Annotated in this window: 11 protein-coding genes and 2 pseudogenes; 1 reads left to right on the top strand and 12 read right to left on the bottom strand. The window is 40.3% G+C overall.

Annotation, left to right across the window (positions count from 1 at the left end; all coding sequences use genetic code 11):
* Positions 1-3: 3 nt before the first annotated feature.
* The 3 genes and pseudogenes from HG267_RS13110 to HG267_RS13120 all read right to left on the bottom strand — a co-directional run bounded on the left by HG267_RS13110 (position 4) and on the right by HG267_RS13120 (position 8,655).
* On the bottom strand, positions 4-3,885 hold the full coding sequence (locus HG267_RS13110) for an Eco57I restriction-modification methylase domain-containing protein (protein ID WP_168160955.1): 3,882 nt from the start codon (positions 3,883-3,885) through the stop codon (positions 4-6).
* A gap of 62 nt (positions 3,886-3,947) precedes the next feature.
* Positions 3,948-6,806: a helicase-related protein gene (locus tag HG267_RS13115; protein WP_045869360.1), complete on the bottom strand. Its 2,859-nt coding sequence runs from the start codon at positions 6,804-6,806 to the stop codon at positions 3,948-3,950.
* Between the two features lie 625 nt (positions 6,807-7,431).
* Positions 7,432-8,655 (bottom strand): annotated as a pseudogene (locus HG267_RS13120) (ISAzo13 family transposase).
* 296 nt (positions 8,656-8,951) lie between these two features.
* Here HG267_RS13120 and HG267_RS13125 point away from each other — a divergent pair.
* Positions 8,952-9,375: pseudogene (locus HG267_RS13125) on the top strand (IS4 family transposase); the annotation flags it as partial.
* 54 nt (positions 9,376-9,429) lie between these two features.
* Here HG267_RS13125 and HG267_RS13130 read toward each other — a convergent pair.
* From HG267_RS13130 to HG267_RS13170, 9 genes are all read right to left on the bottom strand, one after another.
* Complete coding sequence (locus HG267_RS13130; RefSeq protein WP_045869363.1) at positions 9,430-9,774, bottom strand: hypothetical protein; 345 nt, start codon at positions 9,772-9,774, stop codon at positions 9,430-9,432.
* Positions 9,775-10,244: 470 nt separating this feature from the next.
* Positions 10,245-10,688, bottom strand: a complete 444-nt coding sequence (locus HG267_RS13135) for a hypothetical protein (RefSeq protein WP_045869364.1) — start codon at positions 10,686-10,688, stop codon at positions 10,245-10,247.
* Positions 10,689-10,905: 217 nt separating this feature from the next.
* On the bottom strand, positions 10,906-11,358 hold the full coding sequence (psb34, locus tag HG267_RS41735; RefSeq protein ID WP_045869365.1) for a photosystem II assembly protein Psb34: 453 nt from the start codon (positions 11,356-11,358) through the stop codon (positions 10,906-10,908).
* 293 nt (positions 11,359-11,651) lie between these two features.
* Positions 11,652-12,611: an orange carotenoid-binding protein gene (locus tag HG267_RS13145; RefSeq protein WP_045869366.1), complete on the bottom strand. Its 960-nt coding sequence runs from the start codon at positions 12,609-12,611 to the stop codon at positions 11,652-11,654.
* Positions 12,612-12,669: 58 nt separating this feature from the next.
* Positions 12,670-13,188 (bottom strand): response regulator, encoded by a 519-nt coding sequence (locus HG267_RS13150; RefSeq protein ID WP_045869367.1) that lies wholly within the window; start codon positions 13,186-13,188, stop codon positions 12,670-12,672.
* Between the two features lie 356 nt (positions 13,189-13,544).
* Positions 13,545-14,030 carry an Allophycocyanin subunit alpha 2 gene (locus HG267_RS13155; RefSeq protein ID WP_045869368.1) on the bottom strand — a complete coding sequence of 162 codons (486 nt, stop codon included), beginning with the start codon at positions 14,028-14,030 and terminating at the stop codon, positions 13,545-13,547.
* Positions 14,031-14,259: 229 nt separating this feature from the next.
* A complete protein-coding gene (locus tag HG267_RS13160; protein ID WP_045869369.1) occupies positions 14,260-14,547 on the bottom strand; it encodes a pentapeptide repeat-containing protein in 288 nt (95 codons plus the stop codon).
* 127 nt (positions 14,548-14,674) lie between these two features.
* Positions 14,675-14,920: a hypothetical protein gene (locus HG267_RS13165; protein ID WP_045869370.1), complete on the bottom strand. Its 246-nt coding sequence runs from the start codon at positions 14,918-14,920 to the stop codon at positions 14,675-14,677.
* Positions 14,921-15,030: 110 nt separating this feature from the next.
* The gene (locus tag HG267_RS13170) at positions 15,031-15,168 is read right to left on the bottom strand and encodes a hypothetical protein (RefSeq protein ID WP_155539112.1); all 138 of its coding nucleotides are present in this window, start codon (positions 15,166-15,168) and stop codon (positions 15,031-15,033) included.
* Positions 15,169-15,305 lie beyond the last annotated feature (137 nt).

Genomic DNA, 15,305 nt, shown 5'->3' on the forward strand with positions numbered 1-15,305 from the left:
GAATTATTTAAACATTGTATCCCAAGCTTCTAGGACTAATCTTTGTGTACGGTATTCGCCAAATTTCTTAATTTCGTTGTTCTTTAAAACGCGGAATGTTTCGCTGGGGAAGTCTTCGCCGTAGACATCAGCAGGGTCGAGAATATATCGCAGTTCATCACGGGTGAGTCCGTAGAGTTTGGCGTAATATGCGTCTAATTCTGCTCTTAATAATGCACGTCTGTTGTTATTCCAAATAAAGGGTTCGCCGTCGTAGCCCATGTCATTGGCGAAGGGTTGCATATCCCAGGCGGTGTAGACTAATTCGAGTACGCGAGTACTGATAAATTCAATGTTTTCTTGAGTGTATGCTTTTGGAGGAAGGACGGGAAGTTGTTTGACTATGAAAAAATTGAGGTTTACTCCTCCAATTTTTTGCTTAACTACAAAGTCGAACACTAGACTATTTAAGTTAGCAAGTAAGCAACAAGCTAATCTTGCATTGGGAAAATCAGCTAGTATTAAAGGAATGGAATTACCAACCCCACTAAATGGCAGAATTGTAGCAACAAATGTTCTTTCATTAATTGGACTAGTAACACTTTTAAATCCAATAAACCATTTAGGAGACTTGTGTGGTAATCTTGACAATACTTCCTTTTTACTTACCCAATACTGCGGAGTTGGTAAATAATTGGGGTCTATATATTGTTCTAGTGTGGTTGCAATTGGTTGACCAGAACGTATTAAATTCTTAGCATTCGTTACAGAACTTGCAGAACGATGTTCAAAAATATCAATCATTTTACCTTCAAATAGTCGTACATAATCTGGAAGTGATTGTTTTGCAAATACTTCACCATCATTTGTCATGTCAAACATACGCATAAATGAAATAACCCAGGGGTTGCTACTTGTTTGCTCATTTTCCAAAACAGGTACGCGCTGATAGATTTTCTTAGTTAGTTCCGTATCATCACTAGTTCTAAAAACTGGACAAGTGAGCGTGTTAGGGTTTAAAAGTTTTAAATCATCAATATGTAGTGTGAAATGTCTTTCAATTTTATCTATTTCTTGAAAAGTTTGACATTCAAAGATAAATTCTGGCTTTTCAGTTTTGCTGCCTAGTCCTGTAATTGAAAGAATACAAAATCTGAAATTATGTAGAACTGATGTAAAAATTGATTTCTCATTGATAAAACCTATAAGCTGTACAAGGCTATGGTTACTAATTAAGTCATTGAAGAAATTTTTAGTTGTATCACTTGTAGCTATTGCTGTAGGAACAATTACCCCTAATCTTCCATAATTTGAAATCAACCTTCTTATAGTTTCTGCAAACACAGTATAAGTATTAATATCTCCCACAGCAGTTAACGGAAATCTACCCGATTCGCGGATAAACTTACTCTGCGCCTCAGCATCATGTTTCGCCTCATCAAAAGCTTGTGCTAACTCAGGATTATTCTTTGGTAATTCCTTAATCAATTTTTCTCGCGCTGCTTTATTTATAGCATTAGCAATTTCCGCACTTTGAGAAGCAAAAAACTCTTTTTCTTGTAACTTAATTCTTTCCCAAGGTGGATTTCCTAAAACACAATCAAAACCATCTTGTTCAAATACTTCAGGAAACTCTAAACACCAGTGAAAAAAGTGCTTTTTTTCAGCTAACTTATTTGCTGCGTCTACTATCTTTTGCGTTGACAAATTACCATGTAAAAGCTGAGTTAACGCTGCCGTTGTTGGTAATAACTGCAAATTCTCTTCCGTCAATGCTGTAAAAAATGCCGCAGTCCACAAATTACACGCCGAATAATCTCGCCACCATCCCGACTCTTTACGAGTTTGCTGATAACGTGTTTGCTTTTCTCTTACTTGTTGTGGTGTGAGTTCAGCAATATGTCCTAACTCCCGCACAGTTTCTGCGTAATGTGTACGTTCAGGTTCTAAACCTCCAAACAGTGATAACTGTCCCTGATTATCTGTCTCTCGTTCTTTCTTATTACGCTTCTTAAGCTGTGTGGCTAACTTCTTATCATCTCCAGTCACAGCTTTATACGCTTCATCAGGTATTCCTTCTTTCAAACAATTAATATCCAACACTCCCACTAGGGAATTACCACATTTAATTCTGTGATCTAAAAAGGTAAGGGGTAACTTACCAGGAAAGCCTTCAATCCATAACGCCACCTTGCACAAATCCACAGCTAACGGGTTTAAATCCACCCCATAAATGCAATTTTGAATAACATCTCTAATCGCTAATTTTAAAGGTTCACTTCCCGGTTCTACTTCGCCAGTACGAACTTTGGCTAATTCTTTCCCAATACATCTTGCTGCTGCTAAAAGAAAATGTCCCGAACCGCAAGCCGGATCGCAAACTTTTAAATCCAAAAGTGCTTTTTCTAATTCTTGATTATTTTCTGAATTGCGAAGTTTATCTTTTGTACTGCGAAGTTTTTCTTCAATTACTGGTACAAGTGCAGTTTTGATGAGTTGTTGTACAAGTTGTGGCGGGGTATAGTAAGAACCAGTAATTTTCCTTTCACTACCAAAAACCAAAGCAAATTCATATCTCCCCTGACTATGTATTACCTGGGGATGAAAATCTAACAAACTCTCATAAACGCTTCCTAATTCTTCGACATCTAAATATTCATAATTCACCCGCCGTAGTTGTACCTTGTCTTGATACAGCGATAACTGGCGAATTGCTAAAAGTAAATCATAATTATCAATTGCACAATCATCTAAAGCTGACAGAGTATTAGAACCAAATAAATCGCCATTCAGAGGAGACAAACCTAGTACTTCCCCGCGCCAGTTTTCATCAAATAGTAAAAAAGTTACCCGCAAACCCTGCCATAAATCTTGAAAACCTTCCCGCCGCCAATGAGGACGTTCAGCTAACTCTCGCAGTCGCTCAATGCTGTAATATTCTCGGTAGATTCTTGCTTTTTCTACATCATCCCCAATTAATAATAAATTGCGAGATTCTGCCACCATTAAAAACAGTAAGCGATAAATTAGCCGCAACAATTGGCGGTAAAATTCGTAACTTGTAATTTCTGTTTCGTAATGGGGGATAATTCCTAACTTTTGGCGCAGGTGTTCGTTTTGCGGATGTTGAATAAAGCCGTTACCTAGCTGAACTAAAGCTTTTTCAACCCCATCACGAAGTTTGTCGCGTACTCGTCCACCTTGTTGCAGTGCTTCTTGATGGTAATATTCCAGCAAACACTTATCTGCATCATCCACAGCTTCAGGCAAGCGGGAACGGTGGAACAGCCTATAAAATAAGCCAAACTCAGCAAAGTTTTCACCGTTGAGAATTTGCTCTAAGTCAAATTCGATATAAGTAAGACGAGTCATCAACGAAGAATCACGTAGCAACCGCCAACGAAAACCATTAGTTGCGATCGCCCACAAATGCTCTGTCTTGTTAAGATACTCCTGCACCAGTGCGTGTGCTGATAGCCTGGGTGTGCCACTGGGCGGACGTTTATCAACTTCTAGCCGACAACCAATAATGTGGATAGGTGGTTTATTTTCTCCCTCTTCCGCACGATGGGAAATCGCATAGGTTTGTCCTTCCACCACTTCGGCTGTTGCAGTATATACAGGGTCATAGCCTAGACTCTGTAGTAATGGCACTGCCCAAAGTTCACGAGTAATACTTGTAGCGGTGTTATTCTCATCTAATCTAGCCAATGCCCGTTGAAATGCTGCCCAATATGCTTTAGCATCGCCCCAAGCTGTAGCAATTTCATCTGCTAATTTATCAGTTTTATTAAAACCAAAATCCTCTGGCGATTGTCCTTTGATACTGCCTTCTAGCATTTGGGCAGTCATATCTGGAGCCAGTAAATTTCCTTCAATTTGAAGCGCAGTTAATGTAGTTTTCATATATAGAGAATTAAGAATAAAAATTACGTTTGCTTTGGCGCTAAAGCTCTACTACGAGCCTTTTACTTACGTCCAGGTTGGAGGATAAAAACGCCGAGAACATCCATCGGCAATTGGGGAGTGACGCGGATTCGTCCTTCTTTGGTAATGTCTCTCACTCGCTTATGGCTTTGTAAAAGTTCTTCCGCCCTTTCCCCTGCAAACTTTTCCAAATCTGGCTGGAGTTCTTCTAACCTTTCAAGTAAGTCAGCAATTTCCACCTGCTTGATAGCTTTACCAACATCGCTGACTGGCTTGGCTTGTTGCAGTAATGATGTTGCTGACAACTGCGACAACCAGTTAGGACTAGAAGGCGAACCTGTAAAGCCGATAACGGCGCATTCTTCCGCTAGTAGAGATGTAGTATTTCGCGTTTCTGTACTGCGTTTAGAACTGTCTAACAAATGCCGTAGCCTTACTAACAGTAAAGTCGTCCGCTTTTGTACAGCATTAGTTGTAGTAAAGCCGCATCGTGCTGCAATTGGTTCTGTATTATGAGAAAGCGCATCTTCTAGGATGTACCGCGCTAAACCTTCCACCAAGGGATGATTCCGCCCCACATATTCCACACCTTCTGGTGCTGGGGTGGTAAAAGTGAGTAAGCGCGACTTATCCCCTAACGTTGACTTGAGAAAATCTGGTGGTTGGGGAAGTAACCATCCCTGCTTTTTCTTAATTAAAGAACAAGAGATGCGATCGCACGCCGATAAGACAAAACGCTCTACATCCTGCTCATTCCCTAAAATCTGGTCAGAGTCAATTAATTCCTGTTCTACTTGCTCAGGCTTAATCGCACGTTGAGCAAAGCGAGTCCGATTAATTTTCTCCCGTTCAACTGCGTTGTCCCAATTCTTATGAACTTTATCAACTGCTGATTCTTCCTGAAAATCAAACAGAGATAACTGGATAACTTCAGCAGCACGTTCAAACAGAGATTTAAAAACAGCCTCCGCTACAGTCGTACTTTCCATTGGCACAGGAACAGTAATCCCCAAAGATTTGTGAATCTGAACAGCTTTGCGAATTAGAACATCCAGAACCGCACCATCAACAGGATTATCCTGACCATAAAGCAAGCAGGCTTTTACCTGACTGGCAGTTTGACCGTAGCGGTCTATACGTCCTTCCCGTTGCTCTAAGCGATTAGGATTCCAGGGTAAATCGTAGTGAATTACAGCACTGAAGTGTGTTTGCAGGTTTACCCCTTCACTCAAACAGTCTGTAGCTACTAGCACTCGTTGGGGATAAGATTTTAACTCTTCTAGTCGAGTTTCCCGCTCATCCTCTGAAAGTTCCCCAGTAATAGCGATTACCCGAATTTGGCTTCCTTTTTTCTCTAATTTCTGCCTGAGAGCATCAGCTACATAATTTGCCGTAGCAATGTAGCGACACCAGACAATCGGGTTCATCTCTTCTTTGAGCAGAGAATCGACTGTAGTAATGCATGATTGTAGCTTTTGGTCTTTTTCACCCCGCAACTTCTCTGCTGCTTGCACAAAAGCTTTTAGCTTGCGTTTATCTGTGTCCTTATAACTTTGCTGTCCTTGTTCAATTACCACAGTGGGTGATGCGTCAACTGCTTGTTCTTGTTCTGTGGGATCGTGAACATAAGAACTCATCAAGTCTTCGTCTAAATCAGCGACTAACGAATTGCGATCGCGTTCACTAGATTTACCAACTTGACGATTTAATGTAGCGATCGCCGCCGCAGGCGAAGACATCACACAACGAATCAACGCCAGCGCCGACCAATATCTCCCCCGACGTTGAGCATGACTCATGTCCGCCGTAGTAGTTTTCACCAAACCACGGGCAAAGTCATAGACTTCATCAAATAGCTGTTTATATTCTTTCGATAACTTGTATGGCGTTTCTTCTGAGTTTCTTTCAGGAAAAGGCGTTTCGTTCCCTAACCAAAGCTTGACATCTGCCCGTCGGCGCTGCACAAAATGATTGGCTAGGCGATCGCGTTGCTTCTCATTCAAATTACTTAAAGTAAAATGCTCAAATTCTGGCTTCAGCAAACCTAGAAGCGACAGAAAAGACTCTTCAATTCCACTGTGAGGAGTAGCTGTAAGTAAGAGTAAATGTTGTTCTTGCTTTTGGGCAATTTCTGTAATTAGCTGGTGTCGTTGCTGCTGCGATGTAGTATTTTTATTTGGACGGGCACAAGTGTGAGCCTCATCCACAATCACCAAGTCTGGACAGTGAGTAATAAAACTAGCACGCCGACGCTCTGCTTTGGCATAGTCCAAGCTAACTATCAGGTGTCGATAATAACTAAAAACACTCTCATTATTTGGTATGTTCCGCTCTAACTTAGAAGCTGTGCCAGAACGTACTACCACAGCATCAATATGAAACTTTTCGCGTAATTCCTGCTGCCACTGTTCACACAAGTGTGGTGGACACAGCACTGCGATTCGTTTGACTTCACCTCTATCTAAAAGCTCACGCGCAATTAATCCAGCCTCGACAGTTTTGCCAATGCCCACATCATCAGCAATGAGCAGTTTTACAGTCTCTAACTTCAGCGCCATCAACAGAGGAACTAACTGATAAGGACGGGGACGCAGTGATAACCGTCCTAAACAGCGAAAAGGCCCCGCACCGCTACGGAGTAAAAGACGTGCAGCATCCATGAGTAAGAGTGCAGCTGCATGATCTTGTACGCTAGTAGCTTGAGGTAGGGGAAATGTTGCTGATTCAATCTTTTCTAGGAATTGTGAGAGCAAAGGCTGAAAAATTCCAGCGATTTCGTCCTCATTTCCTGAGAGGGGACGCAAGCGGATAATTTCCTGATTTTCCGAAGGTAGCACCACCCATTGTCGATTGCGACAGGTAATTATAGAACCAGGTATAGGGTTCAATATGTCCGTCATTGTTTGCCCTCTGAAAATTTGGCAACAGAATTCAAGCAATAAGTGTCAAAACTTACTACTTGCTACGGGTATATAACTATTAAGCGAGAAATTTCTTATTCTGTTGTACTGTCAGTTTAACTACCGAAGCAGTAGTGTGATTACTGAATTTATCAAATAAAGAATAAAATTTTATCGTCTCTTCATAAAGTAATTATTTACTCTATAGGTACTAAGCAAACTCAGCAATTTTGCTGTCATGCTATCCCTTGCCCGTTTCAAAAGCTTGGACTCGTGAAAATTAGCTGACTGGAGGAGCTAGGAAAAGCGATCGCTTGGGTGAGAGGCCCTGTCCCCAAATCCAGCACTGAACCATTGCTCAGTTCAAGGGTGAGGAGGACTGATTCGACATCTGGATCTAAGGGACTTCCAGAGAATAAATTATTCCAAAAAAACAAAAGGCAGCATTTATATAAGAATGATAATCATTGTTATAGGAGGAGAAAGCGGTTGCCGACGGCAACCGCTTTCTCCCCCTCAATTAGTCATAAATAATCTACACCCAAGAGTCGTTTCTGCTAGGGTGAAATAGTGATGATTTAATATGGCTTCTAGCTAGATAAGTGCTTTGCTCAAGATAGAATTATTAAGTTTGTCCACAAGAGATATCAATAAACCAATTTCCCAAATTTGCATAAAGCTCATGACTAGAATTGGTTAAACGTGAGATTTGTCTTTCAATTTGAGACATGGCTTTTTTGGTAAGTTTTACACCAGTTTCATAAGTTTTATGTACTAGCTTAACCACGGGATGCTTCCCGTTCCATTTCATAGTGGCAGCAAATTTTACAGCCGTTTCTACTTCATCTAAAATACTGCCATTCCAATGGTTCTCTAATACTGCCCATGTTCTCTCAATTGGGTTGTACTTACTATGATAAGGAGGATAGTAGGCTAAACGTATATTCAATTCATACTGGTGAGCGAATTCAACTATACGCTTCATGAATTGAGTACTTCGAGAGTTATTCTCACTGCCATTATCTTGATTAAGAACTAATGTTTTAACTTGAGAAAACCGATGTTTCTCACCCTTCCAAAAATCCTCTAATACATCAATAATAAAATCACTCGTTACCTTCGATTCTGTGAAATATAAAAAAAGCTCATCTAACTCGGGAATAAATATCCCATAAGGAGTTACACTTGTTTTTGGCTGAAAATCGTGGTCAAAAGTTTCGGTTTTAACTCTGTTTCTACCTCCACGGTCAAATGAACCAATGTTTACACGAGCCTTGGCATCTAGACATAGCGCGTAAAATACTTGGGTCGGAGTCGGCATTTTGATTAATAATTGCTAATTCATCAAAGATTGCTGAGGTTTGAGGAATTTTTTTTGAGGTAAAACTTTCTGCACTCTTCTAGTGGTGTAACCTAAATCATTTAATTTCACGCGAATTGTTTCTGATGTAGGTAAAACTTATTCGCTATAACCGTACTTTTCTATTAACTGCTTTCTTACTTCAGCAGCACTCAATCGAGTATATAATCTTCTACTTTTAAAACTGGGGTCAGTTTGACTTTGGCAATCAACTAGATTTTTTATGTCCTCTAAAAGGGTGGTTAAATGTTCTTCTGCTTTATAACGTCCTTTAGCTGAATAGTTATCAACGCAAGTAATGCCACTTGTAAGTTCTTTTATTCCTTTACGAATTGTGTCTCGATTCCATCCCAACTCTTTCTGCGCTAACCTCTGTCCTCCAAAACCTAATTTCACAACTGTTTGTGCCATAAATTTACGTTTAGCCGCACCTTTGAGTTGAAATGCAGTTTCAATCAATAAGTTTTTCAGAGAATCAGTTAATACTATAGACACTGTTTGTCACACTCAAAAACCCAGTCACTATTCAAATTACTACAAAAGGGGAGTGATTATCATTATTGCTTTTGGCATAATTTATTTTTTGGAAGTCCTAAGTGGCCGCAGAACAGAACCTATGACAGAAGGGTATTTGCGAGAATTGAGTGCGATCGCTTGTAAAGTATGGCGAAAGTAGGGCGACGCAAAAATAAGTATTGCAGGTTTTTAGGGCGGCCACTTTATCCTTTAATTCCGGCCACTTTATCCCTTAAGTTACACGTCTCATCGAAGTCAAGCAAGGCTAAACCTGGTATAGCTACATCACCTCAGTTTTAGACCCTCAAGTTCTTCCACCATATGTTGTTGCCGACCTTTCTTTATGCACGATGGTGGCGAATTGAGGAGGCATTTAACACTGCCAAATGCTTGTTGGGATGAAGTTATCTGTGGATTGGTTCAATTAATGGTATCCAACTTCAAGTTTGGGCAAATTGGTTGTTCTACACAGTTTTAATTGACCTCGCGGATGTGATCGCAGATGAGTTATTTCTCCCATTTGAGCGAATTTCTCTGAAGATGGTATTTAGGGGTCTGTATCACTTTAATCACGCATATTCCAAGGGTAAGGCAACTGACCGAGTTTGGTTTTTTACGGCTCCTGAAAATAAGTGTCTTGATATTGTTAAGACTATACCGAAGAAGCCTCAACAACTTGATTTATCACCTTTTCTCCTCCTCTTGACAAATCCTGCTTTTCCTTAACTTATCACTAATCCAGGCGAGCTAAATACAGATATAAACTGTATTGTCATTATAAGTTCTCACAAAGCGTCTATGTCTAAGAATTGCCCCTAAATTTGCTAATAAACAGATGCTTGCCAAGCCCAACAAAATGTATGTAGGAGCCATAACTACTCCAATCATGAACCAAGCAATTACATGCAGTATCATGAGTAGAGCAAAGATACTGGCAATTCCAGCAGCTTGCCAGACCTGAACAGACGGACGATGCAATAGTGTAAAAGTTATTGTCAATGAAGTAGCAAGTAGGTTGGCTGGAATTAGAAAAGCACAAATGCCAATGCAGTAAGTGCTTGAGAATTCAGTTAACGTGTTAAAGTCGAGCATTAGTTTTCTGGCTAAGTTGTTCGTTTAATATGGATGTTTGGCTTGAAAATCTTGTAGAGGCAGGAAGCTAGAGTAGCTAGTTCTGCAATTAGATATGTCCCAAACTGGCATTTCTTGATAACAATGGCTACAACGCCAGTAAATACCACCCTTATTTATATGACGGAGTAAACAATATGAACAGCAAGGGCAACTATGGTGACTCCATAAAGAGTTCCAGGTATATGTAGTTGTATTTTTTTGGCTGTTATCAGTTAGATTAAGAGTCAGTAATCGACTCGAATTAGTGGATGAAACTAGCATTTTTTATCTTCTTTATTATTTATTTGTGATTTTATGATTGTAATTTTATGAGGAATAATAAGTATTTATAATTATCATATAAACCAACAAAATTTAATTTTAAAAGCTATTATTTAAATTAGTTTTTAATCAGTCTTAGACTTTTGTGGTGAAACAACATCTATAACTTAGTACCTGGTACTTGGCACAAGCAAGACATCTATCATTTCGCCCACTACTAAACCAAACCCAGCTATCAATATTAAAATTACTAATGCATTTAGTCTGTTTAAACCAGTAAGCCGCATTTCTAATTCTGCTAAAACAGTAGTTGCTAGCGGGGTGACAATGAGAATTCCTAAAATAGGGCTATTTACTGCTAAAGCAAATAGTATTAAACTCACAATTAAAGAGATAATAAAAATTCCCAACAAGCCTGGAGGAAAAAAACTCAACGAACGCTCAAACAAAGAACTATTTTTCCGTCCGCCAAAGAAAGCCACAGTTGCTATAAAACTTCCTACAAGCCAAATAATATGATAAGCAGATAGATACCAACCCAAGAAAGCGTAAGCAACACAAAGTAGTAATAAAGATAAGCTAGTAATTTTCTTGGAAAAATCTATATTCATCACATTTTTTTGTTAACATAACTCAGAAAAAACGCTCAGAACCATGCTGTATTATCGCCCGATATTCGCATCCGATTTTTGGGCAACAACTTTAACTAGTAGTTCATCCCATGAGTTCTGAGTTGTTAATGGTGATCAGATCCCAGGCTTCTCGGAGAAGTCCGGGATATTGTAGCTCATCAAAATTAATGACATGAACTACTAGCTATTGTTAAACCTAGCTGACAGCGAATGCAGTTAGCAGCGTCAGAGCAACAAACACGATAGCTACTGCCCCCTGAAAGATGTAGCGCTGTTGCTGTTTGGTTGAGGGATACTCTGCCAAGGACATAGCAGGCTGAATTGTATAGTTATTGAGCATTCCCTCATCATCTACTGTATAGCCAGTTGCGAGGGGTAAATTCAGTAATTGACTGCCTTGTCTGTGTGTACGCGCTTGAACTTCAGCGGGGATCAGTTCACTGCCATCACTAGCAAGATGTGCGATGGCGTTCCGCCCAGCATAGCTGATCGCTTTGTTTGGTTTCTTTCCTGCTTTTAAATCTCCTTGTTTATTGAAATGCATTTCTAATGGCTCGCAGATGTAAACCTCCGTTTCCATCAAGAAGCTGTCAGCAGTCATACAATCATTAAGGTTGAGGGTCTTCCCTTTTTTATCGGTGTAGCGCATGGGCGTGACCTCGTATTTAAGTTCTATGTAATTATTATAACAAATTATTTACAAAATTGAAATACTTATGATATTATTACTATCTTTTTAATTAACATATTGCACCCAAGGTTCAACGAATAGTATTGCTAATAATTGAGCTTGATAAAAACAAAGAAACCCCGTGTTTCAAGGGTTTAGAGGGTTATGCTGCTGCAAATGGGTTGCTCACTACCAATAGCCCCTTTTTAATAGAATATTGACCAACTGTACTCCTCTAGACCCACCCAGACACTGTTTACCCCAAACTTGCTCTACTGGCTAAAGCCCATGTTAAGTAGTTCCTGGGGAGATGCCACCACATCAATTGCCACAAAGAAAATCTTGCCTTGCGGATTGAGCAAGAACCGCCATGCTAGATTTATGCCAACACTGTCACCAAACCAGGGAGTTTGCACCTTACCCGTCACTTGAATTTGGGTGAATTCTCCTTCTGCTGGTTCAGATACCCCTCGCTCTGGTATGAGCTTGAGTCCGTAGCATTCTTCGCGCATATAGGCGAGGATGTTCTCCCTACCCACAATCGGTTCTTGGAAAGGGGGTTGCAGGGCACCATCTTCAGCAAATAAAGCTACAGCCTCTTGGAAGTCAAAGGCGTTCATATTCTCCACATAGCTTAGGACTGTCAAGTTGGTGATGCCCTCAATGCTGACCTTAGCTCTGGGTGCGATATCTTTAGGTGGAACCACAGGTTCTTTGACTTTTTGGGTGCTAACCGTTGGGGCATACCCCATATTGACAACAATATTTTGTAATACGGTGAGTTGTTGACCCCCTTCAAGTTGACGGATAGCTTGGAGAACATCAGATGCCTGTGCAGATAGTTCATAATTTTCTGGAATGGGAGCAACGATTCCTTGTTTCATCCATTCGCCTAACTGATACCAGAAGCCCAACTTAACATTCGTGCCGAAAGATGAATATGTACGGCAGATGGGAGTATCACTATGATTAACTAGATCGCACATAACTTGCGTTTGTTCTATTGCAGGCATCTGCTTAATTTGAGTCAGGGTTTTTTCTGCAAAGACCATATTGGCTGCTCCCATAGCAGCAGGAGTGATTGTAACTCCCATTTCAGTATAGACAAACCAAAGTAAAGCCAACTGATCCTCAGCACTGAGTTGGTTGCATGATTCAACCGTAGCTGGAATTGCATTAGCAACTTGAGTTTCAGGAAAAATGGAGCGTGCAGACTTGATAGTAAACGGCATTTTTCAAAATCTCCTTAACGAAATTACATTAATTGATAGTGTTTCTAAAATGGTGATGCTAACTTGAAACTGATGGTTCTAACTGCTGTTCAAGACTTAAATCACTATGTCTAAGAACATGACCCAAAATTCGTTGGGCGATCGCACCTGAAGACTGTTGGCAAATAGCTAAACAGGCAAGCATAACCACAAACTCATCAATATCTAGGGGTTTGGTAAAGCATAGGTCAAACCCAGCAGACAAAGCACGTTGACGCATCTTTTCATCGGCGTAGCCTGTCACAGCAATCCCTAACACCACTTGCCCTAACTCTTTCGCTTTGCTTTTCATTTTTTGAATCAGGGAATAGCCATCTTCCTTCGGCAATCCAATGTCACTCATGACTATATAAGGTTGCCATTGCTCAAATATCTCCAGAGCTTGCGGGACTGAAAACGCTTGTTTTACCTCAACACCATAGAGTTGCAGCAGGAGCATCATCAAATCGCAGAAATCGACATTATCGTCTACGATGAGTACTTGTAGCCCTTGGAGGACTGAAAGATTATTATTAAGAAATCTATTACTTGGATACATAGTTACTCCAATTGAGATTTCATATACAACGAGTGCTACAAACCCTCATTAATTCCCTAAAGGAGTGAACTGTTAGAGAGAAAATATATAGCATCCTTTCTCTTACACCATGACAAGCTGCTGTTTGATTTCGAGGGTTATTTGGTTAACTTCAACATGAAAAGTAAAAAAAGTTTTAGAAATGAATTATTTCCAGATTCTTTTATTTTTAGAGCCGCCATTATCTACACCACTAAGTTGCGGGGGTTTCTACACAACGCAGCGGCTCTCCTCAAAAAGGGGGAATTTAAAAGAATCTTAGCCCCCTTTTTAAGGCAGTAAGGCTGATCTCTCTCCAGGTGATTGTTATTGCCTGCCTATTGGAGATTAGTAATTAGGTAGTCGAAGTAAGTGCCAACTTCGCTTGCATCTTCTCCAGACAACATTGAGGTAGTGATGTTCTTCATAGCACGGACACTTTCAGCAACCGCATCAATTGGGGTGCCGAGAGATCTGTACATTTGCCGCACACCAACAATCCCGATTTCTTGAATTGGCGTAGTATCTCCAGCCGCTACACTGTAAGTAATCAACCGCAGGTAGTAATCCATATCCCGCAGGCAGGTGGCAGTCATATTTTCACCGTAAGCATTACCACCTGGAGCAACAAGGCGTGGAAACCTCTGAAATATGTCCTTTCCAGCTTGCTTAACAATAGTTGCGCGGCTTTGAGTTAAAGCTTCCACAAGTTGTAGACGGCGCTGACTGCTCTTAACAAAGATATTAATCTGGTCTAGTTCTCCAGGAGTGAGATAACGAACCTCTGCATCTGCATTTAGAATCATCTTGGTAATAATACTCATTTACAAACTCCTGAAAAATTTAAATTAGGTCGAAAATGCGTTAGGCGATCGCATATTGAAGACAGCGGCAATGAATTACATCCCTTATCCTCAAGCATGACTTGGCGCTGTTGCATTTCTTGGTTGATTTGGTTAACTACGATATGAAAAATAATCTGTAATATCTAGCGATGAGCAGTACCTTGAGATTAACGGTACTGCTCACCAATAGCAAATTTATTGTCCAGTCTTAGCTAGAGAAAAAATTGGCAGACTCTAAGAGGTCGTTGTGTGTTCTGCCATCAGGCATTTTTGCTCCCCTCAGGTTAGCGCCACTGAAATCGGCTCCTTTGAGTCCAGCCCAGTTGAGATTAGCACTGCTTAAATCTGAGTAGCTCAAGTCTGCGTTATTCAAGTGTGCCCCAGTCAAATCTACCCCACTCAAAATTGCTTTAGCTAAATTTATTCCTCTCCAGTCTGCTTGTCTAAAATTTCGTTCTCCGGCAGCATATCGTCTTAAAACTTCATTGGCATCCATATTGGTTGCCTCGCAACGTGTAGCGTTGTCGCTGTTTAGATCTCTATTATAACTTACAATTTGTCATTGTGGCAGCACCAGTTTACTCTTTGCGATCGCATCTTGTTAGGTTGTGTGGCAAAAACAGTTACACGATCTTATTTGCTTCCTCAACTGCGGCATTCAGTGCTTGATAGGCTGTTTCATAACAACCAAACAAGCATGAGTCAAAGTCGGCAAGGGGGGATGGGTTGCGCTCTAATACGTTATCGATAGCGATCGCGTAAGAATAACTTCTTTTATCTAAAGGGTGAGAATGTACTGCCACATACCACTGTAGAGTAATTCCACCCTTAAATTTAGTCCCATCTTTTTCTAGGATTGGTTTATACATTGTTGTCTAAACGCCTGATAGCTTTAGTTGATCGGCACTAAGGTACTTTAGTTAGATGCGGAAATTAACACCTCTGTGTGGGATAATAGTTAAGGTGTTAAAATCTAGCATTAGTTGACTAAGATTGATTTAGATTCAAGTTGCGATCGCCCATTACCGTGATGCACCAAAGCTGCCATTCCTTGTTCTGATGCACGTAACTCCTTATCCGAGATTTCTGGCTCCTTGGTATAAACTGAATTCAACAAGATATTCAAAACTCCACTTTCTTCAGCTTGACGGACGATTAGGCAAGAAATTGAAGCAACTTTATTGCTGCCTCAAAAGGAACTTGAGGATAGAGAATGGCAATAGAATTTGTCTGTTGATTTCACAAAAAAACACA

This window comes from Tolypothrix sp. PCC 7601, from assembly GCF_025677855.1.
Taxonomy (GTDB): domain Bacteria; phylum Cyanobacteriota; class Cyanobacteriia; order Cyanobacteriales; family Nostocaceae; genus Aulosira; species Aulosira diplosiphon.